The sequence below is a fragment of the Krasilnikoviella flava genome (genome assembly GCF_900167525.1).
In the GTDB taxonomy this organism is placed as follows: Bacteria; Actinomycetota; Actinomycetes; order Actinomycetales; family Cellulomonadaceae; genus Isoptericola; species Isoptericola flavus.
Window position 1 is genome coordinate 323,192 of record NZ_FUZQ01000004.1, and the last position, 24,688, is coordinate 347,879.

The 24,688-nt window shown below is 73.0% G+C and carries 24 protein-coding genes; 18 read left to right on the forward strand and 6 right to left on the reverse strand.

Going from position 1 to position 24,688, the window contains the following annotated elements; all coding sequences use genetic code 11:
- Positions 1 to 8: 8 nt before the first annotated feature.
- The gene (locus tag B5Y66_RS12410) at positions 9 to 1,214 is read left to right on the forward strand and encodes a sensor histidine kinase (protein WP_079574798.1); all 1,206 of its coding nucleotides are present in this window, start codon (positions 9 to 11) and stop codon (positions 1,212 to 1,214) included.
- A gap of 5 nt (positions 1,215 to 1,219) precedes the next feature.
- Positions 1,220 to 1,906, forward strand: a complete 687-nt coding sequence (locus tag B5Y66_RS12415; RefSeq protein WP_079574799.1) for a response regulator — start codon at positions 1,220 to 1,222, stop codon at positions 1,904 to 1,906.
- Positions 1,907 to 2,274: 368 nt separating this feature from the next.
- Here B5Y66_RS12415 and B5Y66_RS12420 read toward each other — a convergent pair whose 3' ends face one another.
- Both B5Y66_RS12420 and B5Y66_RS12425 read right to left on the reverse strand, forming a co-directional pair.
- Positions 2,275 to 2,817 carry a DUF402 domain-containing protein gene (locus tag B5Y66_RS12420; RefSeq protein ID WP_079574800.1) on the reverse strand — a complete coding sequence of 181 codons (543 nt, stop codon included), beginning with the start codon at positions 2,815 to 2,817 and terminating at the stop codon, positions 2,275 to 2,277.
- Positions 2,818 to 2,905: 88 nt separating this feature from the next.
- The gene (locus B5Y66_RS12425; protein WP_079574801.1) at positions 2,906 to 3,619 is read right to left on the reverse strand and encodes a class I SAM-dependent methyltransferase; all 714 of its coding nucleotides are present in this window, start codon (positions 3,617 to 3,619) and stop codon (positions 2,906 to 2,908) included.
- A 214-nt stretch (positions 3,620 to 3,833) separates the two neighbouring features.
- On the opposite strand from B5Y66_RS12425, the gene B5Y66_RS12430 reads away from it, so the two are divergent.
- Positions 3,834 to 4,946: a serine hydrolase domain-containing protein gene (locus tag B5Y66_RS12430; protein WP_079574802.1), complete on the forward strand. Its 1,113-nt coding sequence runs from the start codon at positions 3,834 to 3,836 to the stop codon at positions 4,944 to 4,946.
- A gap of 399 nt (positions 4,947 to 5,345) precedes the next feature.
- Here B5Y66_RS12430 and B5Y66_RS12435 read toward each other — a convergent pair whose 3' ends face one another.
- Entirely contained in the window at positions 5,346 to 5,822 is a 477-nt protein-coding gene (locus B5Y66_RS12435) for a MarR family winged helix-turn-helix transcriptional regulator (protein ID WP_079575026.1), read from the reverse strand.
- A gap of 50 nt (positions 5,823 to 5,872) precedes the next feature.
- Here B5Y66_RS12435 and B5Y66_RS12440 point away from each other — a divergent pair, with 50 nt between their 5' ends.
- The 4 genes from B5Y66_RS12440 (at position 5,873) to B5Y66_RS12455 (ending at position 9,423) form a co-directional block, all read left to right on the forward strand.
- Positions 5,873 to 7,261 carry an MFS transporter gene (locus B5Y66_RS12440; protein WP_079574803.1) on the forward strand — a complete coding sequence of 463 codons (1,389 nt, stop codon included), beginning with the start codon at positions 5,873 to 5,875 and terminating at the stop codon, positions 7,259 to 7,261.
- Positions 7,258 to 8,142, forward strand: coding sequence for an LLM class flavin-dependent oxidoreductase (locus B5Y66_RS12445; RefSeq protein ID WP_079574804.1), 885 nt, complete (start codon positions 7,258 to 7,260; stop codon positions 8,140 to 8,142). The genes B5Y66_RS12440 and B5Y66_RS12445 overlap by 4 nt, the downstream gene beginning before the upstream one ends.
- A 169-nt stretch (positions 8,143 to 8,311) precedes the next feature.
- Positions 8,312 to 9,088 carry an SDR family NAD(P)-dependent oxidoreductase gene (locus tag B5Y66_RS12450; protein ID WP_245807086.1) on the forward strand — a complete coding sequence of 259 codons (777 nt, stop codon included), beginning with the start codon at positions 8,312 to 8,314 and terminating at the stop codon, positions 9,086 to 9,088.
- 56 nt (positions 9,089 to 9,144) lie between these two features.
- A complete protein-coding gene (locus B5Y66_RS12455; protein WP_079575027.1) occupies positions 9,145 to 9,423 on the forward strand; it encodes a glutaredoxin family protein in 279 nt (92 codons plus the stop codon).
- A 38-nt stretch (positions 9,424 to 9,461) separates the two neighbouring features.
- Here B5Y66_RS12455 and B5Y66_RS12460 read toward each other — a convergent pair whose 3' ends face one another.
- Both B5Y66_RS12460 and B5Y66_RS12465 read right to left on the reverse strand, forming a co-directional pair.
- Entirely contained in the window at positions 9,462 to 10,310 is an 849-nt protein-coding gene (locus B5Y66_RS12460; protein WP_079574806.1) for an ABC transporter permease, read from the reverse strand.
- Positions 10,307 to 11,266, reverse strand: a complete 960-nt coding sequence (locus B5Y66_RS12465) for an ABC transporter ATP-binding protein (protein ID WP_079575028.1) — start codon at positions 11,264 to 11,266, stop codon at positions 10,307 to 10,309. Before B5Y66_RS12465 ends, B5Y66_RS12460 begins: the two co-directional genes overlap by 4 nt.
- Before the next feature lie 113 nt (positions 11,267 to 11,379).
- Here B5Y66_RS12465 and B5Y66_RS12470 point away from each other — a divergent pair, with 113 nt between their 5' ends.
- The 4 genes from B5Y66_RS12470 (at position 11,380) to ku (ending at position 14,545) form a co-directional block, all read left to right on the forward strand.
- Complete coding sequence (locus B5Y66_RS12470) at positions 11,380 to 12,510, forward strand: sensor histidine kinase (RefSeq protein WP_079575029.1); 1,131 nt, start codon at positions 11,380 to 11,382, stop codon at positions 12,508 to 12,510.
- Entirely contained in the window at positions 12,507 to 13,199 is a 693-nt protein-coding gene (locus B5Y66_RS12475; RefSeq protein ID WP_245807087.1) for a response regulator, read from the forward strand. Before B5Y66_RS12470 ends, B5Y66_RS12475 begins: the two co-directional genes overlap by 4 nt.
- A 41-nt stretch (positions 13,200 to 13,240) precedes the next feature.
- Complete coding sequence (locus B5Y66_RS12480; RefSeq protein WP_079574807.1) at positions 13,241 to 13,462, forward strand: SCO4848 family membrane protein; 222 nt, start codon at positions 13,241 to 13,243, stop codon at positions 13,460 to 13,462.
- Between the two features lie 90 nt (positions 13,463 to 13,552).
- Positions 13,553 to 14,545: a non-homologous end joining protein Ku gene (ku, locus tag B5Y66_RS12485; RefSeq protein WP_079574808.1), complete on the forward strand. Its 993-nt coding sequence runs from the start codon at positions 13,553 to 13,555 to the stop codon at positions 14,543 to 14,545.
- Between the two features lie 13 nt (positions 14,546 to 14,558).
- On the opposite strand, the gene B5Y66_RS12490 is transcribed toward ku, so the two are convergent.
- A complete protein-coding gene (locus B5Y66_RS12490; protein ID WP_079574809.1) occupies positions 14,559 to 15,116 on the reverse strand; it encodes a TetR/AcrR family transcriptional regulator in 558 nt (185 codons plus the stop codon).
- A gap of 103 nt (positions 15,117 to 15,219) precedes the next feature.
- Between B5Y66_RS12490 and B5Y66_RS12495 the strand changes: the two genes are divergently transcribed.
- From B5Y66_RS12495 to leuS, 7 genes are all read left to right on the forward strand, one after another.
- Positions 15,220 to 16,776 (forward strand): MFS transporter, encoded by a 1,557-nt coding sequence (locus B5Y66_RS12495; RefSeq protein WP_079574810.1) that lies wholly within the window; start codon positions 15,220 to 15,222, stop codon positions 16,774 to 16,776.
- 82 nt (positions 16,777 to 16,858) lie between these two features.
- Positions 16,859 to 18,565, forward strand: a complete 1,707-nt coding sequence (locus tag B5Y66_RS12500; protein WP_079574811.1) for a metallophosphoesterase family protein — start codon at positions 16,859 to 16,861, stop codon at positions 18,563 to 18,565.
- A gap of 145 nt (positions 18,566 to 18,710) precedes the next feature.
- Entirely contained in the window at positions 18,711 to 18,938 is a 228-nt protein-coding gene (locus B5Y66_RS23275; protein WP_245807088.1) for a tyrosine-protein phosphatase, read from the forward strand.
- A gap of 9 nt (positions 18,939 to 18,947) precedes the next feature.
- On the forward strand, positions 18,948 to 19,658 hold the full coding sequence (locus B5Y66_RS12510) for a metal-dependent transcriptional regulator (RefSeq protein ID WP_079574813.1): 711 nt from the start codon (positions 18,948 to 18,950) through the stop codon (positions 19,656 to 19,658).
- Between the two features lie 105 nt (positions 19,659 to 19,763).
- Entirely contained in the window at positions 19,764 to 20,981 is a 1,218-nt protein-coding gene (locus tag B5Y66_RS12515; RefSeq protein WP_079574814.1) for an MFS transporter, read from the forward strand.
- A 55-nt stretch (positions 20,982 to 21,036) separates the two neighbouring features.
- Positions 21,037 to 21,699, forward strand: a complete 663-nt coding sequence (locus tag B5Y66_RS12520; RefSeq protein ID WP_245807089.1) for a vitamin K epoxide reductase family protein — start codon at positions 21,037 to 21,039, stop codon at positions 21,697 to 21,699.
- A 43-nt stretch (positions 21,700 to 21,742) separates the two neighbouring features.
- Positions 21,743 to 24,688, forward strand: coding sequence for a leucine--tRNA ligase (gene leuS / locus B5Y66_RS12525; protein ID WP_079574815.1), 2,946 nt, complete (start codon positions 21,743 to 21,745; stop codon positions 24,686 to 24,688).

A 24,688-nucleotide genomic window follows, 5' to 3' on the forward strand; every position in this document is an offset into this window, starting at 1 on the left:
TCGTCCCCATGGCTCAGTCGGGTGCAGCACGCTGGCTGCCGGTGCTCCTGGTCGCAGCCCAGGTCGTCGTGGGCGCGTTGGCGTGGCAGTCCCGGAGCTGGATCCTGCTCGCGTTCGGCGAGCTCGCCCTGCTGGTCGGTGGGACCGCTCTGTACGGCGTGGTCCGCTACCGCGACCTCCGGGATCGCTACCGGCGGGAGCGGGAGGTGGCGCGCCGACTCGCCGAACGCCGGCAGCTCGCCGACGAGGTGCACGACCTGGTCGGCCACGAGCTGAGCGTGATCGGGATGCGGGCCGCCCTGCTGCAGCTCCGCACCACCGGGGACGAGTCGGTGCTCGCCGGCCAGGTGCGCAGCGACGCGGAGCGGGCCGTCGTGATGCTGCACGAGACGGTGGCCACGCTGCACCGCACGCCCTGGACCGATCCGGCTGAGGCAGACGTCGCCGCGGTGATCGAGCGGTTCCGACGCGCGGGCGCGGACGTGCACCTCGTCGGCGACCCGGACGTGCTGACCCGGGCGTCGGTGGCGACGCGCGTCACCGCGCACCGGGTGGTGCTCGAGGCACTGACGAACTCGGCCCGGCACGCACCCGGCGACGCGGTGACCGTCGTGGTCCGGCGCGCGGACGACGTGGTGACCCTCGAGGTCCGGACCCACGGGTCCGGCGATCCCTCGCCCGCCGTCGACCGCGACGACCGGCGGGGCGGTGGCCTGGAGTCCCTGCGCCGCCGTGTCCAGGCGATCGGTGGGACCTGGCAGGTGGACACGGGCGCCGACGGGCACCGGGTGGTCGCGCGGCTGCCTGTGCGCGCCACGCTCGAGCCGGAGCCTGAGGTCGCCTCTGGGGCCGCTCCCGAGACCTCCCGCGCACGCCGGCCGTTCGTGGCGCTCGTCGGGCCGCTCGTGCTTCCCGCGGTCCTGGTGCTGCTGGGTGGGGCCGCCTACTGGGCGTGGGCGTCGCACGACGCCACCGTCGAACCGGTGGACGCGGTCGCCGTCCGGGTCGGTATGCCCGCCGCCGAGGCGGCGGAGCACCTGCCCGTGCGGGAAGCGCCGGTCCGGCTCGCCCGCGCGCCGGGACCCGGGCCCGGATGGGAGTGCCGGCAGTACACCGACGGCAACGTGCCGCTCGCGATGGCCACGCTCGAGGTGTGCACGGACGGCGGCACCGTCGTGCGAGTGACCGACCTGAGTGAGATGCCGCTCCTGTGACTCCTGTGACGACCGCTGCCGCCGAGGCCCGCGCCGTCCGGGTCGCCATCGTCGACGACGACCCCCGGGTCCGGCAGACCCTGCGCGAGATCCTGGCCAGCGACCCGAGCATCTCCGTCGTCGGCGAGGCGGGCGACGGCCGGGAGGCGCTGGCACTGCTCGACCGCTGGGCCACGGAGGTCGTCGTCCTGGACGTGCGCATGCCGGTCCTGGACGGCATCGCCACCCTCCGCCTGCTCCGGGCCCGACCGGACACCCCCCGGGTGCTGATCCTGACCAGCTTCGGGGAGTCCGAGTACGTCCGTGAGGCCATCGAGCTGGGCGTGGACGGGTTCCTCCTCAAGTCGGGCGACCCCCACGACCTGCTGCGTGCGGTTCACGGGCGGTCCGACGCCGAGACCTACCTCTCGCCCGGCGTCGCACACATGGCAGCCGCCGAGCTCAGGCGAGGCCGTGCCCGGCGCCAGGCCGGTGCGGACGCCGCACGACGACTCGGTGCCCTGACCCCGCGCGAACGTGACGTCGTCGCGGCGCTGGCGGAGGGCGCCACCAACGCCGAGATCGCCGGGCAGCTCCACCTGGCAGAGTCCACGGTCAAGGCCTACGTGAGCGCGGCGATCGACCGTGCGGGCGTGCGCAACCGGGTCGAGCTCGCGTGGCTCCTGTGGTTGTCGGCGGCGGTGGAGGGCTGAGGCTCGGGCGGGGTCGCCGGCGCGCTCGCAGGCGGGCGAACCCCGGTCACGTCTCGGTGAGGAACTCCCGTAGGGCCGCAGCCACCGCTCCGGGAGCCCTGCGGTCGTGGCCCACCACGGCGAAGCGGTCGTGCCCAAGGCGTCCATCAGGCCGACGACGTCCCGCGCCATCGCCCGCTTGCTGGACGGGGCGCGGTCGGGTGCGTCGTGCGGCAGAGCCCCTCGCAGCCCCGCACGTCGTGGCCACACCACCGTGTGGTCGTTCGCCAGCAGCGGGGCCACCGCGTGCCACGTCGCGCGAGGATCTGCCGGAGGTCCACCTGGTCCTGGGCGACGAGTGACGCGACCAGCTCGCCGACCCCGACGAGTCAGGCCGGCCGAAGGTTCGCGGCCCCGGCGACCACGGAGAGCCGGTCGAGCCAGGAACGGTAGTGGCTGCCGAACGGCTCGACGCCGTCGCGCAGGGCTGCGGTCAGCCAGACGGCCGCCGCCTCCGCCTTCTCGACGACGTCGGCCGGGTAGCCGTACCGCACCTGGTGGACGGCGAACTCGTCCTCGTCGTCGACGTAGACGGACATGTCCTCCCGGACGCGGCAGACGTCGAGGTCCAGGTCGACCATCGTGACCTCGCCGGCCGACCACACCGCCGGGGTAGCGACGTCGCAGTACGCGTCCAGCCGCGCCGGTGCCGCCTGGAACTCGGCCGTCCACCACCCGTCGCGGGGGAAGAGCACCACCCGGTCGTCCTCGACGGTCACGACCAGGTCCCGCTCGCCCCGGGTGTAGACCGTCCCGGCCGGCGCGCCGAGCCACACACCGAACTCGTCCTGGCCGAGGCGTGTCATGGGGTGGTGCCAGTGCAGGCTGCCGTCGAACTTGCGCCACACGATCCGGACGTCGTCGTCTGCCATCGCTCGAGGCTATCGGAGCCTCCGGGGCCGACCTCGGGGCGGGAAGATCCACCGACAGCCCCGACGATGGACCTCCTCCGTGTGGGGCCTACCTGCGCGTGGCTACGACCGCGATCACGAACGGGACTTCGGGCGGGGACGGTGTCGGGGCGGGGATCTCGAGGACCTTCGCCAGGTCGAACCCCGCTCGGGTCAGACCATTGAGGAACGTGGCCAGGGTGCGGTGGTAGGCCCCGATCTTGCCGGGCGGGCCGTTGCGCAGGTCGGACTTCCAGTAGCCCTCGGTGTAGTACCCAGTGACAGTGCGGTGAGTTCGGCCCGCCTCGTCCAGCACCTGGTCGCTCAACGGTGTGTTGAAGCACGGGTGGAACGCGGAGAACCCGAACCATCCGCCGGGGCGAAGGACCCGCGCGGCGCTGGTGAAGGCGGCGTCCAGGTCTGCGATGTCCATCAACGCCATATTGCACAGCACCCCATCGAACTCGGCTTCGGCACAGCTTCCCAAAGCGTGCGCGTCGTCGCACCGGTACGTCACGGACGCTGGGGTCGGGTAGGTGCCGGCGATCTCGAGCATCCTTCTCGACGCGTCGATACCGACCACGGTGGCACCTTGGTCGGCGAGGTGTCGGGTCATCCGTCCTTGCCCACAGGCCAGGTCACAGACGCGCAGGCCGGTGACGGGACCGATGAGCTCGAGCAAGGGCAGCGCGAAGGGGTCGTCGCCCAGGGAGATGCCGTCGCCCAACCAGTTGTCATACCAGTCCGCGAAGGCGTCATAGCTAGCGAATGGAGTTGTGGACATGTGTGCACCCTAGGGTCGGCCCGGCCCGGCCCGGCCCGGCCCGGCCCGGCCCGGCCCGGCCCGAGACCGGGACCGGTCGCCGAGAGGCCTTGGCTGCGCCGGGAACCTGTGATGGGCATCACGTTTGACCTTGACCCAAGGTCAAGGTGAATGGTGACCGCATCGGCGTTGATCGCCCCAAGGAACCGACCGCTTTGAGAAGGAGCGAGCCACCATGACCACCACCGTTACCGGCCAGACTGCCGATCACTTTCAGCAGACGATCGAGTCGGTCGTCGATCCCGGCATCATCGGCCTGTCGGTTCGCGTCCAGGACGAGCAGGGCGTGTGGGTCGGTAGCGCCGGTGCGGCCGAACTGGGCGGAGCCGCGAAGCCGCCCGCCGACGGCCACGTCCGGATCGGCAGCAACACCAAGACCTTCACCGCCACGCTCGTGCTGCAGCTCGTGGCCGAGGGCAAGGTCGGCCTGGACGACCTTGTGGCCCACCACCTGCCCAAGATCGGTATCGACCGGCGGATCACGGTCCGGATGCTGCTCCAGCACACCAGCGGCCTGTTCAACTTCACCGGTGAGGTCTACGAGGACGGCTCGATGGTGCTCGGCATCCCCATGCCGTACGGCCCTCACGGCCGAGAGTGGCTCGACAACCGGTTCACGACGTTTCGCCCGGAAGAGCTGGTCGAGCTCGCCCTGTCCAAGCCCGCACGGTTCGAACCCGGAACAGGCTGGAGCTACTCCAACACCAACTACGTCCTGGCCCGCCTGCTCATCGAGCAGATCACCGGCCGCACCATCACCGAGGAGCTGCAGCGGCTGATCCTGACCCCGCTCGGCATGTCGCACACCGTGGTTCCGACCGGCGCGGAGATCGCCGAACCGCACGCCCACGCCTACTACCGGTACGACGAAGACGGCGAGGCGTGCACGGTCGACGTCACCCGTCAGAATCCTTCATGGATCTCCGCCGGCGGCGACATGATCTCGACAACCGAGGATCTGAGCACCTTCATCGCCGCGCTCACCAGCGGAGAGCTGCTCCCCGACCACCTGCGCGACGAGATGTTCACCCCGCGCGAGACCGGCATCCCGCACATGGGCTACGGCCTCGGCGTGTTCGTGGTGACCACCGACGACGGCGCCACCGTGATCTCCCACAACGGCGCCTCGGTCGGCCACGCGGCGCTCATGTACGCCCTGCCTGACGGGTCCCGGACGTTGACCGCCGCCCTGAACTGCGTGGACGACGCGAACCTCACCGTCGCCGCGGCATTCCAGGCCGCCCAGCAACGACTCCTCCATGCGGTGTTCGGCAGCGGGCGCGCGTGAGCAGACGCGAACAGTGATCGGCCCTACCGGCGGTACGGATCATGCGATCTGCTCAGGCTCGTGCTGGCCCGGGCCCTGGTGCCCGGAGGCTTCGACGACTTCCTGAACCAGTTCGAACATGCCCTGCAGCATGCAGGCAGGGACCGACGCTGCGGCTCGGTACGCCATGATCGCCGGGCACGGTGACAGCCTGACACCGGCCATGCTGCGGCTGTCCGCGCTCTTCGATCCCAAGCTCCGCACGGCTGGCGTCCGTATCCCCAGGACCGACCCCTCGTCGGCCCCGTCGTGACGACGGTCTGACGCGTGCCCTGGGCGGTCAAGGGCTCGGTCGCGTCACGCCGGGGAGCGCTCGCCACAGGAGCCTCGGGTCCCCTGTCCGGCGGTCATCGCGTCGGTTCAGGGGCGGCGCCCGTTCGCCTCGGGCCGTGCTGCCGCAGCATCGTCATCCTCGAGGACGCGCCGCAACAGCCGTGTCAGCGTTGCCAGTTCCTCGGTGTTCAGTGAATCGAGCTGCCCGCGCTCGACGGCCTGCGCGGTCGCGACGAGCTCGTCGGCGAGCCGGGTGCCGGAGGGGGTGAGCTTCACGAACAGGCGACGCCGGTCGTCGGCATCGCGTGAGCGGGTGGTGTAGCCGTCCTGTTCGAGATGGTCGAGGTAACCGACGAGGTGGCTCCGGTTCAGTCCGAGTCGATCAGCGAGCTCATGTTGAGCGATCGGTCCGAAGTCGTGCAGCCCCGCGAGCACCGCGAAGTGCGGCAGCCGCAGCCCGTGCCCCGTCAGCTCCTCGACCAGGGTCCGATTCCCGATCCGGGAGACGTGACCGGCCAGGTAGGAGGGCAGGCTCAGCAGGGTCGGGGGCCGTACAGACGTCATGGTCCTCATCGTACCGTGACGTAATCGTGTCGTCATGTAATGATGCCTCCATGTCATCCCGGTCCGTCCACCCGTCCCGATCGACCGGCGGCGCCTTCGCGGCGCTGCTGCTGGCGGTCTTGTCGTTCTCCCTGCTGCAAACCCTCATCGTCCCGGCGCTGCCGGCACTGGAACGCGACCTGCATGCTGATACCGGCGGCGCGTCATGGCTGATCAGCGCGTTCCTGGTCGCCTCGTCCGTCGGCACCGTGATCCTGGGACGGCTGGGTGACATCTTCGGCCGCAAGCGGCTGCTGCTTGTCAGCCTTGGCATCCTCGCCGCCGGCTCGCTGCTGGCGGCCCTGTCCGAATCGCTCGGCCTGCTCATCGCCGCCCGCGCAGTCCAGGGTCTGGGCGCCGGCACCTTCCCGCTCGCGTTCGGGCTGGTGCGGGAGCTGTTCACCAAGGAGCGGGTGCCGGTAGTGATCGGCACGATCAGCGCGGCGTTCGGCATCGGGTTCGGCGTGGGCCTGGTCGCACCGGGCCCACTCATCGACGCATTCGGCTGGCCGTCGCTGTTCTGGGTCTCCCTGATTCTGGTCGCCGTCGCGGCCGCCGCCGTCCTCGCGTTCATACCCGCCGCCCGCCACGCAGGCGCAGGCCAGATCGACTGGGCAGGTGCCACGGTGCTGTCGGTCGCGCTCGTCGCGCTGCTGCTCGGCATCAGCCAGGCCCGCACCTGGGGAGCCCTCGCGACCATGCAGCTCATCGTCCTCGCGGTGGTCGCGTTCATCGTGTTCGTGCTCCTCGAGCGGCGCGTACCCGCGCCGCTGATGAACCTCGGCGTGCTGCGCCGACGCCCCGTCGCCGCAGCAAACCTGACCGCGCTCATCATCGGATTCGGAATGTACGGAGCATTCACCCTCGTCCCGCAACTCGTGCAGACCCCCGTCAGCGCCGGCTACGGATTCGGCGCCACGGTCACCTCGTCCGGCCTCTATCTGCTGCCGATGGCCGTGACCATGTTGTTCGCCGGACCTGTCGCCGGACGCCTCGGCCCTCGCATCGGCTACACCACCACCCTCGTGATCGCCTGCCTCATCAGCGCCGTCGGCTTCGGCCTCCTGGCGATCGGCCTCGACCAAGGCTGGGCGATCGCCACCGGCGCCGGGATCATCGGCATCGGCATCGGCCTTGCCTTCTCGGTCCTTGCCAACGTGGTCGTCGCCGCCGTCGAACCACACGAGACCGGGGAAGCCACCGGTGTGAACACCATCGTCCGCACCATCGGTGGCGCGATCGGCGCCCAGACCGCCGCCGCCATCGTCACCGCCCACCTGACCAGCACCGGCCACCCCGACCCCGCCGGCTACACCATCGCCTTCGCCGTCTCCGCGATCTCGCTCGTGCTCGCGGCCCTTGCCGGCCTCCTCGGCGGGACCCGAAAGGCCAGGCGATGACCGGCTACGGACACGACCCCCTGTTCGGCGTCATCCTCACCCCTGACGCCACCGACCCCGCACGAACCGTCGACCTCGCCATCCATGCCGAGCATGCCGGGCTCGATCTCGTCAGCGTCTCGGACCATCAGTACCACCCACGGTTCCTGGACGCCTGGACCCTGCTCGCCTGGATCGCCGCCCGCACGCACAGCATCACTGTCATGCCGAACGTCGCCAACCTCCCGCTACGGCCGCCCGCCGGGCTCGCCCGCGCCGCCGCGTCTCTCGACGCTCTGAGCGGCGGCCGCGTCGAGCTCGGCCTCGGCGCCGGCGGCCACGGCGACGCCATCCACAGCGAAGGCGGACCCGACCTCCCCATCGGTGAGCGGATCGACGCCTTCGCCGAAGCCGTCCACGTCATCCGCAGCCTCACCACGCCAGGGCCGCCCGTCACCCTCGACGGCCGCCACCACGCGCTCCACGACGCGACACCCGGCCCACCCCACCCGCACCCGATCGGACTGTGGATCGGGGCCGTCGGACCACGGATGCTGAGACTCGTCGGCCGAACCGGCGACGGCTGGATCCCCTCGGCCACCCGGATCCCTCCGAGCGGGCTCGACGCCGCCAACGCCCGCATCGACGCCGCGGCCCGTGCGGCTGGGCGCGACCCCTCCAAGATCCGCCGCCTCTACAACATCTCCGCGCCACCCTCCGGACACGACCGGATCTGGGCAGACCAGCTCATCAAGCTCGCCACAGACCACGCCGTCAGCGGCCTCAACCTCTTCGTCGACGACCACGACACCATCACGCGCTTCGCCGAAGACGTCGCGCCGCACGTCCGCAAGGCCCTCGGCAGCCATCGAGGTCTCGAAACGCCCAGGACCCGACGCTGATCGATCCCTCATGCGGTGGTTTCTGACCGTCTCGATCCTGGCGCCCCTGCCCTGCGCGAGCCCTCGTCGCGTGGTCAAGGACCGGCCAGTTCGACGACCCGGAGGATCGCTCCATCGAGGTGGCGTCTCGATACGCGGGCGGCACGCCGTCTCGTGGCACAGTGTCCGCGTGACCGACGCGTACCTGTCCTCCCTGTTCTCCCTCGACGGCCGGGTCGCACTGGTGACCGGGGGCAGCTCCGGCATCGGCCGGGCGATCGCCGGGGCGCTCGCCCACGCCGGGGCGCGCGTCGTCGTGCTGGCCCGCCGGGAGGCCGAGCTGGACGACACGGTCGCGGAGCTGCGCGCGGACGGGTGCACCGCCGACCGCGTGAGCGCGGACCTCGGCACGCGGGACGGCGTGCGAGCGGCGGCGGACGCCGCGGCCGCGGTCTTCGGCGAGCCCGACGTCGTGGTCAGCTCCGCGGGCATCAACCTGCGCCCGCCGCTGGGCGAGACGGACGACGCCACCTGGGACGCGACGATGGCGGTCAACCTCGAGGCGCCGTACCTGCTGGGGCAGCGGTTCGGGCCCGGGATGGCGGAGCGCGGCTTCGGCCGCCTGATCCACGTGTCCTCCCAGCAGGCGCACCGGGCGTTCGTGCAGTCGGGCGTCTACGGGGTGTCCAAGGGCGGGCTCGAGTCGCTCGCGCGGTCGCAGGCCGAGGCATGGTCGGGTCGCGGGGTCACCGCGAACACGCTGGTGCCGGGCTTCGTGCTCACGCCGCTCAACGCGCGCCTGCAGTCCGACCCTGCGCGGGTCGAGGCGCTCGCGGCCCGCACGATGGTGGGCCGCAACGGGCTTGCCGAGGACTTCACGGGCGCCGCCGTCTTCCTGGCCAGCAGCGCCTCGGCCTACGTCACCGGCCAGGCGCTGCACGTGGACGGCGGCTTCTCGGTGCACTGAGCCCCCCGGCCCCCGGGATTCCGTAACCCTCACCCCTGGGGGGTATGGTGCTGGCCATGACCGACACCACCACGACCGACCTCCGCCGCCCCGCCACCCTCACGATGTACGGGGCGACGTGGTGCGGCGACTGCCGACGCGCCAAGCGCGTGCTCGACTCCCGCGGCGTGGAGTACGTGAACGTGGACCTCGTGGCCGACCCGACCCGGGCCGACGACGCCGAGTCGATCAGCGGTCGCAAGAACATCCCGGTGGTCGTGTTCCCCGACGGCGACTTCTTCGTCGAGCCCACGGACGCGGAGCTCACCGCGAAGCTGGACGCCGCCGGCCTCTGAGCCACGGGGCCGGGCGGCGAGAACGCCGCCCGGCCTCCTCAGTCCCAGCGGAACCAGACGGCGGCCGCGCCGCCCGCGACGACGGTGCCCGCGCCGAGCCCGACCAGGGCGGGCAGGGGCACCGCCAGCCCCGCCCACGCCCCGCCGAGCGCGTCGACGGCGGCGCCGAACGGGAGCCAGCCGCCCAGGGTGGCGAGCGCGTCGGGCAGGTTCTCGCGGGACCCGAACATCCCGCCGAGCGCGGCGAGCGCGAAGAAGGCGACGAGGCCGATCGCCACCGCCGACCCCGGCGTCGGCGCGACGGCGGCCACGAGCATCCCGACCGCGTACATCGCGGCGATCGCCAGCGCCAGCACGCCCGCTGCCACCCACGGGTCGGCCGGCGGCGAGGCGCCCAACCACACGAACGCGACGCCGAGCGCGAGGGCGATGCCGAGCAGGATCTGCGCCACCCCGACGAAGGCCTGCGCACCGAGCACCATCGCCGGGGACGCGGGGGTGACACCGAGGCGCCTCAGGACGCCGGTGCGGCGGTAGTAGGCGAGGAAGCTCGGCATGTTGATCACCCCGACCGTGGCGACCACCATCGTCAACGTCAGCGGGATCACGGAGACGTCCAGCGCCGTGCGCCCGCCGGTCCCCGGGACGACCTGGTCCAGGCCCGGGGCCAGCCCGTTCATCACCAGGATGAGCAGCGGCATGCCGAGCGGGATCACGAGCCCCGCGGTGTCGCGGGCCACCATCCGGGCCTCGGCGACGGTGAGTGCGAGCCAGGCACCGGCACCCGGCCGCACCGCGCGTGGGGGCGCGCCCGGCTCCGGCAGCTCCAGCACGCCGGGCAGGTCGTCGCGGGACCCGTGGTCACGGATGGTGCGCTGGGCGGTCATGCTGCCTCCAGAGGGCTTCCGGTGAGGGTGAGGAACGCGTCGTCGAGGGTGGGGCGGCGCAGCTGCGTCTCGGTCGCGACGACGCCCGCCGCCGCCAGGGCCGCCCCCACCTCGTGCAGCAGGTCGCCGTGCCGCGGGTCCTGCGGCCCGGACGAGGCGCCGGTGACGGTGAGCCGCGGCCCCGCCGCGTCGACGCGTTCGACGGCGGCCAGCCGCGCCAGGAGGTCGGCCGCGGTGGGATCGTCGGTCCGCAGGGTGACGGTGGGCCGCAGCCCCGCCCGTTCGACGAGCTGGGCGGCGGTGCCGCGCGAGACGACGCGTCCGGCGTCGAGGATCGTCACGTGGTCGCACAGCCGCTCCACCTCCTCCATGAGGTGGCTCACCAGCAGCACGGTGACGCCGTCGGCGCGCAGGTCCTCGACCAGCGCCCACATGGTGCGCCGCGCCTCGGGGTCCAGCCCGGTGGTGAGCTCGTCGAGGATGACGGCGCGCGGTGCGCCCACGAGGGCGAGCGCGATCGAGACGCGCTGCTGCTGGCCGCCCGACAGCTTCTCGAAACGGGTGTCGCGTGACGAGCCGAGGCCCACCCGCTCGACGAGCCGGTCGGGGTCGAGGCCGCGGGCGTAGAACGACCGGTACAGGCGCACCAGCTCGCGCACGGTCAGCGCGCCGTGCAGGGACGCGCCCTGCAGCTGCACCCCGAGGACGCCGCGCACCCGCCCGCGGTCCGTGCGCGGGTCGAGGCCGAGCACGCGGACCTGCCCGGAGTCCGGGGTGCGTGCACCGGCCAGGAGCTCCACCGTCGTGGACTTGCCGGCGCCGTTGCGGCCGAGCACGCCGGCCACCTCGCCGGGCCCCACCGTCAGGCTCACGTCGTCGAGGGCGACCACCGGCGGGCGGCCGCGACCCCGGGAGCGGTACGTCTTGCGCAGGTGCTGCGCCACGAGTGCGGTCATGCCGACGACGCTAGGGACGCGGCCCACGCCGCCGCGCGTGCCGCCGGTCACGACCCGTACCCGTGACTTCCGGCACGGGTCGCGACGCGGTGCGGCCCGTTAGCGTGGTGTCCGTGCGCCGGCTGGGACCCGAGGAGATGTCCGGGCTGACGATCCTCGTCGTCTGCCTGGCCGTCGTCGTGCCCGTACCGTTCGTGGCCGAGCCGGACCGGATGCTGGTGCCCCTCGCAGTCTGGCTGCTGCTGGCGGTCGCCTGGTTCGCCGCGACCGCCGTCGCCGTCCTGCAGCCGCCCCGCACCCGTGCCGCCTACGTGGCGCTCGCGGCCCAGACCCTGCTCACCGCGGCCCTCGTCGTCACGGTGCCGGGGATCGGCTGGCTGCCGATCCTGCTGGTCTTCGGCGCCGCGCTGAGCACGTACGTGGGGCCGACGCGGGTGGTCGTCGCCGTGGTCGTGATCAACACGGCGGCCTTGCTCGTCGCCTTCCTGCTCGCGCCCGGGCAGGCGCGCGCCTTCGAGATCGTGCTGTCGCTGGGGCTGTACCTGCTGCTCCAGGTGGCGAGCGCCGCCGTGAGCATCGCGCTGCAGCGCGAGCAGCGCATGCGCACCGAGCTCACCGTCGCGCACGCCGAGCTGGCGGCCGCGGCCGTGCGGGACCAGGAGGCGACCCGGGCGTCCGAGCGGCTGCGCATCTCGCGCGAGCTGCACGACCTCATCGGGCACCAGCTCACCGTGCTCACGCTCGAGCTGGAGTCCGCCGCGCACCTGCCCGGCGAGCGCGGGGCCGCGCACGTCGAGCGTGCCCGCGCGGTGGCCCGCGCGCTGCTGGGCGACGTGCGGGCCACCGTCGGCGAGCTCCGTCGTCGCGCCCCCGACCTGCGCGCGGCCCTCGACACGGTCGCCGCCGCCGTGCCGTCCCCGCGGGTCGAGGTCTCCGTCGCCGACGACGTCGTCGCGGACGAGGAGCAGACGGCGGCCCTGGTGCGTGTCACCCAGGAGGTCGTGACCAACGCGGTCCGGCACGCCGAGATGGCCACGGTGCTGCGCATCGAGGTCGGCACGGGCGAGGACGGCGTGCTGACGTTCCTGGCCCGCGACGACGGCCTCACCTCCGGGCCGGTGCGGCTCGGTCACGGGCTGGCCGGCATCGTGGAGCGTGCCGAGGCCCTCGGTGGCGGCGCGACGTTCGACGCGTCGGCGGGGTTCACGGTCGAGGCGCGGCTCGCCGGGCGGGTGGCGTCGTGACGGGGGTCGTGAGCGTGGGCGCGGACGCGGGCGCCGCCGAGGCGCCGCAGCGGGTGCGCCTCGTGCTCGCCGACGACCAGACCCTGGTGCGGCACGGCATCCGCAGCCTCCTGGAGATCGCCGGGGGCATCGACGTCGTCGCCGAGGCGGACGACGGCGCGGCGGCCGTCGCGGCGGTGCTGGAGCACGAGCCCGACGTCCTCCTGCTGGACCTGCGGATGCCCGGCCGCGACGGGATCTGGGCGCTGGAGACGCTGCAGGCGAACGGCCTCGACGTCGCCGTGCTCGTGCTGACCACCTTCGACGACGACGCGCTCGTCCTGCGCGCGCTGCAGGCCGGGGCGCGCGGCTACCTGCTCAAGGACGTGACGCTCGAGCAGCTCGCGGGCGCGGTGCGGACTCTCGCCGACGGCGCGACGCTGGTGCAGCCCGCGGTCACGGCCCGGCTCCTGCGCGCGGTCCGGTCGGGGCCCGCGCCCGCCGACGTGGCTCCGGCCGACCTCACGGAGCGCGAGCGGGAGGTGCTGCGGCTCATGGCCCAGGGGTGGTCGAACCGGGAGATCGCGGACGCGCTCTACCTGGCCGAGGGCACGGTGAAGAATCATGTCTCGAACGTGCTGCTCAAGCTCGGCGCCAAGGACCGTACCCGGGCCGTGCTGCTCGCCCTGCAGACGGGCCTGCTGGCCTGAGCGGTGCAGGGCGGCCCGCGGCCCGGGGCATACTCGACGCCGTGGAGATTCCCGTCGTCTGGTCCGTCGTCCTGCTCGTCGCCGCCCTGTGGAACCTGGCGGTGTGGCCGTCGTTCTGGCGTCGGGTGACCAAGGACCCGCGAGCGCGCGACGCCGCCGGCCGCCCCACCCGCTTCTTCACCGTGCACGCCGTGCTGGTGGGCGTCTCGATGGTCCTGGCCGTGCTCGTCGGCGTCGTGGGAGTGCTCGGCCTCGTCGGCTGACGTCGCGGCTGACGACGGCGCGGCGGTCGAGCGCGGGATCCGCGACGCCGGGCGCTGGCGCGTATCCGCAGGTCGCGTGACGATGGTCACATGAGGGCGATCTGGAAGGGCGCCGTGACGTTCGGTCTCGTCAACGTGCCGATCAAGCTGTACAGCGCGACCGAGGACCACGACGTGCCGTTGCACCAGGTGCACGACGAGGACGGCGGGCGCATCCGCTACAAGCGCGTGTGCGAGCTGGACGGCGAGGAGGTGGCCTACCAGCACATCGACCGCGCGTATGACGACGGCGAACGCACCGTGGTGCTCACCAAGGACGACTTCGCCGCGCTGCCGGCGGAGGCGAACCGGGAGATCGAGGTCGTCGAGTTCGTGCCGAGCGACCAGATCGACCCGATCATGCTCGACCGCACCTATTACCTGGAGCCGGACTCGAAGAGCCCGAAGGCCTACGTGCTGCTGCGCCGCACCCTGGAGGAGACGGACCGCACGGCGATCGTGAAGTTCGCGCTGCGCCAGCGCACCCGGCTGGCGGCGATGCGGGTGCGCGACGAGGTGCTGGTGATGCAGACCCTGCTGTGGGCCGACGAGGTGCGCGAGGCGGCGTTCCCGTCGCTGGACGGCTCGGTGAACGTCTCGGACAAGGAGCTGGCGATGTCGGGCCAGCTCGTCGCCAGCTACGAGGCGGACTTCGCGCCCGAGGAGTACGAGGACGAGTACCAGGTGCAGCTGCGCCAGCTCATCGACGCCAAGATCGAGCAGGGCGACGCGCTCGACACCTCCGAGACCTTCGGCGAGCAGGAGGAGAAGGGGGACGCCGAGGTCATCGACCTCATGGAGGCGCTGCGGCGCAGCGTCGGGGGCTCGAAGGCCGGCGCGAAGGGCGCGTCCGACGAGTCGGCACCGGCGAAGCGGTCCGGGTCCGCGAAGTCCCCGGCGACGAAGTCCGCGCCGAAGAAGTCGGCGGCGAAGGCGCCGGCGACGGAGAAGGCTCCCGCGAAGAAGAAGGCACCGGCGAAGAAGGCCGCGCCCGCGAAGAAGGCGGCCGCGAAGTCGTCGTCACCGCAGCGCAAGACGGGCTGAGCCGCCCGGCCCGTCAGGCCGGGGCGTCGGTGCCGGCGGCGCGGGCGGCCGCCGCCTCGCGCACGAGCACGAGCAGGTCGTCGATGTCCCGGTCGTCGAGGCTCGACGCGCCGAACGACGCCAGCGCGTACAGGCCCTCGCCCATGAGCGACACCGCCCGGGAGAGCACGGGGTCGCCGACCTCCTCGCGCACGGTGGCGGTCCAGGCGGCCTGGGCCTCGTCGAGGACGTCGCGGGCGCGCGGGTAGGCGCCCTGGGCGAGACGCGACGCGGCGAGGTAGACCACGCCGAACTCGCCGTCGATGACCGTGGACGTGCGCAGCAGGTAGTCGGCCGCGCCCTCGGGCGCGCGGCGCATCGTCTCGACGTCGGCCGAGGTGAGCTGGCCGAGCTGGTCGAGGAGGCCGTCGACGAGCGCGTCCTTGGACGGGAAGTGATAGAGCAGACCGCCCTTGGAGACGCCGGCCCGGTCCGCGACGGCCTCGAGGGTCGCCGACCGTTCCCCGGACTCGACGAGGAGCTCGGCGAACGCGCGCAGGACCTTGGCTCGGGCGGCGGGGGGAGGGGGCATGTCGACAGCCTAGTGGCGAGGTGTTACTGTACCGGCTGGACGGTGCGGAAGCTCGACGTCGACGACGTCGCCCCGGCCGTCCGCAGTGTGTGAAAGGCACCTCATGGCTCAGACCCAGGTGACGACGCACCCCACCTCCTCGGCGACGACCCGTCCCGTCCCCGCGCGCCCCGCCGGCGCCGGGCGGCGCTGGGCGGCCCTCGCCGTGCTGATGCTGCCGGTGCTGCTCGTCTCGATCGACAACACGGTCCTCAGCTTCGCCCTGCCGCAGATCTCGGAGTCGCTCGCCCCGGGCGGCACGCAGCTGCTGTGGATCGTCGACGTGTACCCGCTCGTCCTCGCCGGCCTCCTCGTGCCGATGGGCTCCGTCGCGGACCGCGTCGGACGCCGCCGCCTGCTCCTGGTCGGGGCGGTCGGCTTCGCCGCCGTGTCCGCCGTCGCCGCCTTCGCGCCCACCGCGGGCGCGCTGATCGCCGCGCGGGCCGGCCTCGGCTTCTTCGGCGCGATGCTCATGCCCTCCACGCTGTCGCTGCTGCGCAACGTGTTCACCGACCGCGACGAGCGACGTCTCGCCATCGCGATCTGGGCCGCCGGCTTCGCTGCGGGCTCGGCCGTGGGGCCGATCGTCGGCGGGCTGCTGCTCGAGCACTTCTGGTGGGGCTCCGTGTTCCTCCTCGCGGTGCCCGTGCTGGCGCTCCTGCTCGTGCTCGCGCCGGTCTTCGTGCCCGAGTCGCGCGACCCGGCCCCGGGCCCGGTCGACCCGGTCTCGATCGTCATGGTCATGGCCGCGATGGTGCCGGTCGTCTTCGGCATCAAGACGCTCGCGAAGGGCTCGCTGCCCTCGCTGGGCCTCGCCGCGATCGCCGTCGGCCTGCTCATGGGCGTGCTCTTCGTGCGCCGCCAGCTGCGGCGCCGGAACCCCATGCTCGACGTGCGGCTGTTCGCGGTGCCGGCGTTCACCGGCAGCGTGCTGGTGAACCTGCTGTCGGTGTTCTCGCTGGTCGGCTTCCTGTTCTTCGTCTCGCAGGACCTGCAGCTCGTCATCGGCCTGTCGCCGGTGCAGGCGGGCCTCGTGCTGCTGCCGGGGACCGTGGCGATGGTCGTCGCGGGGCTGTCCGTGGTGAAGGTCGTGCGTCGCGTGCGGCCGTCACGCGTCGTCGCCGCCGGGCTGGCGCTGTCCGCCGTCGGCTACCTCGTCACGGCGCTCGTCGCCGGGCGCGGCGAGGCCGGCTGGCTCGGGCTCGCGTTCGTCGTCCTCGCGATCGGCGTCGGCTCGGCCGAGACGGTGTCGAACGACCTCATCGTCTCGACGGTGCCCGCCGCCAAGGCGGGCGCGGCCTCGGCGATCTCGGAGACCGCGTACGAGGTCGGCGCCGTGCTCGGCACGGCGGTCCTCGGCGGGATCCTCACCGGGTCGTACCACGCGAACGTCGTGGTGCCCGCGGGCGTGCCCGCCGCCGACGCGGCGTCGGCGGCCGAGACGCTCGGCGGCGCGACGAGCGTCGCGGCCGACCTTCCGGCCGGCCAGGCGCAGGCGCTGCTCGACTCCGCTCACGCCGCGTTCGGCAGCGGGGTCGTCGTGACGTCCGCGATCGGCTTCGTGGCGGTGCTCGTCGCCGCCGGGATCGCGCTGACCACGCTCCGCGACGTGCGCTCCTGAGGCGACGGTCACACCGCGCGACGGCGGCGCCACCGGCGAGGACGGTGGCGCCGCCGTGCGTGTTCGGCGAGGGTGGGACGCGATGAGCGACGAGCACGACGAGCCCACCCCGGCGGACGGGGACGAGAAGACGTCGCACGGGGAGCGGCCGGTGCGCCGCCGCCGGACACCCCCGCGCTGGGTGCGCTGGACCCTCGCCGGCGTGACCGCGGCCGTGGCATGCCTCGTCTTCGGGGTGAGCACCGCCACCGCGCAGCTCGGCTTCGGGCCGCACGAGGCCGTGTACTCGGTGACCAACGACAGCCAGGTCGTGGTCGACCTCGGCCCCCTCGGCACCCTCGAGATCGACTCGCCGCTCCCGCTCGGGCTGGGCGTGGACGTGGAGGTCAAGGAGATCCCCGCCGACCTGACCACGGTGGGCGCGGCCAACACCCTCGCCGCCCTGGGCGAGGACCTCGAGAGCTACCTGCAGTTCTTCTCCAGCCCGGACGTCGCGGTGCGCAGCGTCGCGCTCGCGCTGATCGAGAACGCGCTCTGGCGCTCCTTGGGAGCCGCCGCCGTGCTGGTCGGGGCCGGGTTCGCCCTGCGCTGGCTGCTCGGGCCCCTGCGCCGGCGCGAGCTCGCCGACTCGCTCGGTCCCCGGACGGGGGAGATCGCGGCCGGCGTGGTGGTCGTCGGGCTCGTCGTGACGACGCTCTCGTCCGCCGGCGCCGGCAGCGCCGGCCAGGGGCAGCCCGCGTCACCGGTCTTCGCCGGCACCGCGCTCGAGGGCGCGCGGATCACGGGCCGCCTCGCCGGGGTGATCGACACCTACGGCGGGCAGCTCGTGAAGCTCTACGAGGACAACGAGAACTTCTACACCGGCGCGGACGACGCCCTGTCCGCCGCGTGGGACGCACGGTTGGCCTCCGAGGCGGTGACGTCGGCCGCGGACGCGGGGACCCTGTTCGCCTCGCCGGCCCCGGCCGAGCCCACCGCGCCGGTGGCGCCGCCGCGCGCCGTGCCCGGCGGGAGCGCCGAGGAGGGCCTCGTCACGCTCGTCGTCATCTCCGACCTGCACTGCAACACCGGCATGACGCCGCTGATCCGCACGACGGTCGAGCGCTCGGGCGCCGACGTGGTGCTCAACGCGGGCGACACCACCATGAACGGCACGTCGGTGGAGAAGGTGTGCGTCGACTCGTTCGCGTCGGCCGTCCCGCGCGGCGTGCCGATGGTCGTGGCGGACGGCAACCACGACTCGCAGATCACGTCGGACCAGGAGGCCGCGCACGGCCAGACGATCCTCGACGGCCAGGTGGTCGAGGTCGACGGCATGCGCATCCTCGGCGACCGGGACGCGCTCGAGACCCGGGTCGGCGAGGGGACCAACGTCGCCCGCGAGCGGACCCCCGAGCAGCAGGCCGCCGACCTCGCGACGACGGCCTGCGACGACGACGGTGTCGACCTGCTGCTGATCCACACGCCGGCCGTGGGCCTCGACGCCCTCGAGACGGGATGCGTGCCGTTCCAGGTCTCCGGCCACACCCACAGCCGGTCCGGGCCGGGGCAGGTCGGGCAGGGGATCCGGTACGTCAACGGCTCCACGGCCGGGGCGGCGCCCAGCCAGCCGACCGTCGGGCCGCTGCACGGCACCGCCGAGATGACGGTGCTGCGGTTCGACCCCGCGACGCGCACGATGGTCGACGTGCAGGTCGTGAGCGTCACGCCCGACGGCGCGGCGACGGTCGGCGAGCGCGAGCCGGTGCCCGACGTCGTGCCGCCCGCCGACGACGCGCTCGGGTCGTGACCGTCGTCGACTGGTCAGGATGTCGCAACGCCCGCGACCTCGGCGGCGTCCCGACCGTCGACGGGAGTGCGACGAGCGGCCGAGCCCGTTCGTCGCAGACGCCGTCTATCGGCACGTGCCCGTGCTGGGCGGCACGCTGGCGTACGTGCCCGACCCGGACACCTGTGCCCCGATGGTGGACCACCAACGGCGGCGGATCGGCAGGGCGCTCTGCACCGTCGCCGACGCACCCGCCGGGACCGTCGTCGTGCACTGTCAGGCCGGCAAGGACCGGACAGGCGTCCTCGTCGCGCTGATGCTGGCTGTCGCCGGTGTCGGCGCCGATGGCGTCCGCGCGCCGCTGACCGGGAAGCACGTGGATCGTGGCGGATAGGCTCGGACCGTGCCCGATCCCACCTCACCCGCCCCGACCGTCGACCCGGACGAGCTGACCCCCGTCGCCCAGGACTACCTCAAGGCGGTGTGGTCCGCGCAGGAGTGGTCGGACGAGAAGGTCACGACCGGGCTGCTGGCCGACCGGCTGGGCGTGGGCCCGTCCACCGTCTCGGAGACGGTGCGCCGCCTGACGACGCAGGGCCTGCTGGGCCACGAGCCGTACGGCGGGGTGTGGCTCACCGAGCTCGGCCGACGCTATGCGCTGGTGATGGTGCGACGGCACCGGCTGCTGGAGACGTGGCTGGTGCGCGACCTCGGGTACGCGTGGGACGAGGTGCACGACGAGGCCGAGGTGCTGGAGCACGCCGTCTCGGACCGCCTCGTGGAGCGCATCGCCGCGCGGCTCGGTCATCCGGAGCGTGACCCGCACGGCGACCCGATCCCGTTCCCCGACGGCCAGGTCCTGCGGCCCGAGGCCGTGCCGCTCGTCGATCTCGGCGCGGGGGAGTCGGGCGTCGTCGCCCGGATCTCCGACGCCGACCCGGAGGCCCTGCGGTACCTGGCCGACCTCGGCATCGACCTGGACCTGCCGGTGCGGCTGACGTCGCGCCGGGAGTTCGCGGGGACGGTCGGCGTGGCGTGGGAGGCCGACGGCCGTGAGGTCACGGTGGACCTCGGGCTGCTGGCGGCGTCGCGCATCTGGGTCGTGCGCGCGTAGGCTGTCCCGGTTCCCCGACGACGTGAGCGCTGACGGCGCACCGTCGTCGCCGCCCCGTCTCGAAACGATTCGACCGTCCGCGGTCCCACTCACGAGGAGAGGCGAGTGACCTCGACGACCACGTCCGCGAGCGGCGCCGCGGCCGGCGCCGGCCGCGCACCCCGCCCCGAGCACGTCGGGGCGGCGCTCTTCGCGCTCGCCGTCGGCGGGTTCACGATCGGCACCACCGAGTTCGCCACCATGGGCCTGCTGCCGCAGATCGGCGCGGACCTGGGTGTCAGCGACCCGGTGGTCGGCCACGCGATCACCGCGTACGCCGTCGGGGTCGTCGTCGGTGCGCCGCTGCTGACCGTCGCCGCGGCGCGGATGTCGCGCAAGCGGCTGCTGCTGTGCCTCATGGGCTTCTACACGGTGGCCAACGTGCTGTCGGCCGCCGCGCCCGGCATCGAGAGCCTCGTCGTGGGGCGGTTCCTCGCCGGCCTGCCGCACGGCGCGTTCTTCGGCGTCGGGGCCGCCGTGGGCGCCGCGGTGGCCGGGCCCGGGCGCCGCGGGCACGCCGTGTCCATGATGATGACCGGCCTCACGATCGCGAACGTCGTCGGCGTGCCCCTGTCGACCGCCGTGGGCCAGAACCTCGGCTGGCGCGCCGCCTTTGTCGTGATCGGGGTCCTCGGGCTCGTCACGCTGCTCGGCATCTGGCGCTTCGTGCCCGAGCACGGGCCCGTGGACTCCAGCGTCCGGCAGGAGCTGGGCACCCTGCGCAACGGGCCGCTGTGGATCTCCTTCGCCGCCGGCGCCATCGGTTTCGGCGGGCTGTTCGCCGTCTACACCTACGTCGCGCCCACCGTCACCAAGGTGGCGGGCATGCCCGAGAGCGCCGTGCCCTGGGTGCTCGCCGTCTTCGGCGTCGGCATGACCGTGGGCACGCTGCTCGGCGGCCGCCTCGTCGACCGGAACGTGCTGCGCACCGTGATCGGGGGGTTCGTCGCCACGGCGCTGTCCCTGGTGCTGTTCGCCCTGGTCGGCACCTCCCCGGTCCCGGCGGTGCTGGGCCTGTTCGCGATCGCCGTCACCTCCCAGACCCTCGGCCTCGCGATGCAGACCCGGCTCATGGACCTCTCGCCGCGGGCGCAGTCCCTCGGCGCCGCCCTGTGCCACTCCGCGCTGAACGTCGGCAACGCGAGCGGCGCGTTCTTCGGGGGCCTCGTCATCGCCGCGGGCTACGGCTACCTCGCGCCGGCATGGGTCGGCCTCGCGCTCACCCTCGTGGGCCTGGCGATGGTGCTCGCGTTCGGGCGCCAGCGTGTGACGCACGCGGCCTGACGGCGTCGAAGGCCACGGGCGGGCGGCCCCAGGAACGTGCGGTACCGTCGCGCCCGTGAGCCCGAGCGTGCGCGACGAGACCCACGACGACACCCCCGACGACGCCGGGGCGGTCCTCCCGGCAGGCCCGCGCGGCCTGTCGTCCCGCGCCTACGCGACGCTGCTGACGGTGCTGGGCGCGATCGGTTTCGGCGCGGCGTCGTGGCTGGCGATCGAGGAGTACCTCAAGCTGCTCGACCCGAACCGCGTCACGAGTTGCAGCTTCAACGTCTTCCTCGACTGCGGCGTCGCGATGGCGTCGTGGCAGGGCACGCTGCTGGGCTTCCCCAACCCGTACCTCGGCGTGGCGGCCTTCCCCGTGGTGATCACCACGGGCGTGGTGCTGCTCACGGGTGCCCGGCTGCCGCGGTGGTACCACCGGAGCCTGCTCGCCGTGACGGTCGCAGCCCAGCTGCTCATCTTCTTCCTCATGTGGTCGAGCTTCTACGCGCTGGTGCGGCTGTGCCCGGCCTGCATGGTGGTGTGGACCATCCTGTGGCCGCTGCTGTGGTTCCAGGTGGTGCACGCCGTGCAGGAGGGGCACTTGCCCGCGAGCGACGGGCTGCGCCGGGCCGTCGTGCGCAACCGCGGGCTCGTCCTGGTCATCGGCTACGTGGTCGCCGTGGGCTGGCTGCTCCTGGCCGTCGGAGGCCCGCTCGTCGAGTCGTTCGGCCTGTGAAAACACGGCCGGGGCCTGCGGTCCCGGCCGTTAGACTCGCCGGGTGAGCACGCCCGACACCGCACCCGCCCGATCCGAGGCTCCGGCCGCCTCGTCCCACGAGCCCGCACACCGCTACACGCCCGCCCTCGCGCAGCAGATCGAGGAGCGCTGGCAGGACCTGTGGGAGGAGCAGGGCACCTTCTGGGCGGCCAACCCGTCGGGGGCGCTCACGGACGGCGACGGCGCGCAGGCCGCCGGCTCCCCGTACTTCATCATGGACATGTTCCCGTACCCCTCGGGGGCGGGGCTGCACGTCGGGCACCCGCTCGGCTTCATCGCCACGGACGTGGTGGGCCGGTTCCGCATGATGTGCGGCGACAACGTACTGCACGCGATGGCGTTCGACGCCTTCGGGCTGCCGGCGGAGCAGTACGCGGTGCAGACCGGCGAGCACCCGCGGCTGGTGACCGAGCGGAACATCAAGGTCTACCAGCGCCAGCTGCGCCGTATGGGGCTGGCGCACGACCCGCGCCGCAGCTTCGCGACGATCGACAGCGACTACGTGCGCTGGACGCAGTGGATCTTCCTGCAGATCTTCGACTCCTGGTACGACACCGAGGCCGACGGTGGCCAGGGTCGCGCGCGCCGCATCCCCGAGCTGGAGGCGGAGTACGCCTCGGGCGTTCGCGCGCTGCCCGACGGCCGGTCGTGGGCCGCGCTGTCCGACGTCGAGCGGCGCGACGTGCTCGACGCGCAGCGGCTGGCGTACGTGGACGAGTCCGTCGTGAACTGGTGCCCCGGCCTGGGTACGGTGCTCGCGAACGAGGAGGTCACCTCCGACGGTCGCTCCGAGCGCGGCAACTTCCCGGTCTTCCAGCGCAGCCTGCGCCAGTGGAAGATGCGGATCACGGCCTACGCGGACCGCCTGACCGACGACCTGGAGCTCATCGACTGGCCGGAGAAGGTCAAGTCCATGCAGCGCAACTGGATCGGCCGGTCCACGGGCGCGAACGTCCGTTTCGACGTCGTCGCCGGCGAGTACGACGCGGCCGGCGCGGGCGCGCAGGTCGAGGTGTTCACCACCCGCCCGGACACGCTGTTCGGCGCGACCTTCATGGTCGTGGCGCCCGAGCACCCGCTGCTGGACGAGGTGCCGGCGGCATGGCCCGACGGCACCCGCGACGTGTGGACCGGCGGGCACGCGACGCCGGCCGAGGCCGTCGCGGCGTACCGCCGCGAAGCGGCCTCGAAGACAGCCGTCGAGCGACAGGCCGACGCTGGCAAGAAGACCGGCGTCTTCACCGGGCACCTGGCCGTCAACCCCGTCAGCGGGTCGACCGTCCCGGTGTTCACGGCCGACTACGTGCTGATGGGCTACGGCACCGGCGCCATCATGGCCGTGCCGGGCGGGGACCAGCGCGACTTCGACTTCGCCGAGGCGTTCGCGCTGCCGGTGATCCGCACCGTCGAGCCCGCGGGCGGGCTGCCCGAGGACTTCGCCGGCGCGTACACCGGCGACGGCGTGGCGGTGAACTCGACGAACGACGAGGTCAGCCTGGACGGGCTGGGCGTGGCCGAGGCCAAGGAGCGGATCGTCGCGTGGCTGCAGGCCCGCGGCGCGGGCGAGGGCACCACCACGTACCGCCTGCGCGACTGGCTGTTCAGCCGCCAGCGCTACTGGGGTGAGCCGTTCCCCATCCTGTGGGACGCGGACGACCGCCCGGTCGCCATCCCGCGCCACCTGCTGCCGGTCGAGCTGCCCGAGGTGCCCGACTTCGCGCCGCGCACCTTCGACCCGCAGGACGCCGGCTCCACGCCCGAGGCACCGCTGGGCCGCAACGAGGACTGGGTGCACGTCACCCTGGACCTCGGCGACGGGCCGCAGCAGTACCGCCGGGACACCAACACCATGCCGAACTGGGCCGGGTCGTGCTGGTACTACCTGCGCTACCTGGACCCCACGGACTCCACCGACGGCCCGTCGGACGGCACCGCGGTGGTCGACCCCGAGCTGGAGTCGTACTGGATGGGCCCGCGCCACAACGCGACCTCCGGCCCGGCCGGCGGCGTCGACCTGTACGTGGGCGGCGTCGAGCACGCCGTGCTGCACCTGCTGTACGCGCGGTTCTGGCACAAGGTGCTGCTGGACCTCGGATACGTGTCCTCGCTGGAGCCGTTCGGCAAGCTGTTCAACCAGGGCTACGTCCAGGCGTACGCCTTCACGGACGACCGGGGCTTCTACGTGCCCGCCGCGGAGGTCGAGGGGGACGAGCAGGCCGGCTTCACCTTCGAGGGCAGCCCCGTCGACCGCGAGTACGGGAAGATGGGCAAGTCCCTGAAGAACGTCGTCACGCCGGACGAGATGTACGAGAAGTACGGCGCGGACACGTTCCGGGTGTACGAGATGTCGATGGGCCCGCTGGACCTGTCGCGGCCGTGGGAGACTCGCGCCGTCGTCGGTTCGCAGCGCTTCCTGCAGCGTCTGTGGCGCAACGTCGTGGACGAGGAGACGGGCGCTCTCGTCGTGACGGACGACGAGCCCGACACCGCCACGCTGCGTGCCATGCACCGCGCGATCGCGGACGTGCACGTCGAGATGGAGCACATGCGACCCAACACGGCGATCGCGAAGCTCATCACGTACAACAACCACCTGACGTCCCTGGACCGGGTGCCGCGCGCGGCGGTCGAGCCGCTCGTGCTGATGGTCGCGCCGATCGCCCCGCACATCGCGGAGGAGCTGTGGCTGCGGCTCGGGCACGACGGCTCGCTGGCGCGCGAGCCGTTCCCGGCGGCCGACGAGCAGTACCTGGTCGAGGACACGGTGACGTGCGTCGTGCAGGTCAAGGGCAAGGTGCGCGGGCGCCTCGAGGTGCCGCCGTCCATCTCGGACGCCGACCTGGAGGCCGCCGCGCTGGCGGAGCCGAACGTGGTCCGCGCGATCGACGGTGCCCCGGTGCGCAAGGTGATCGTGCGCGCACCGAAGCTCGTCAACATCGTCGTCTGA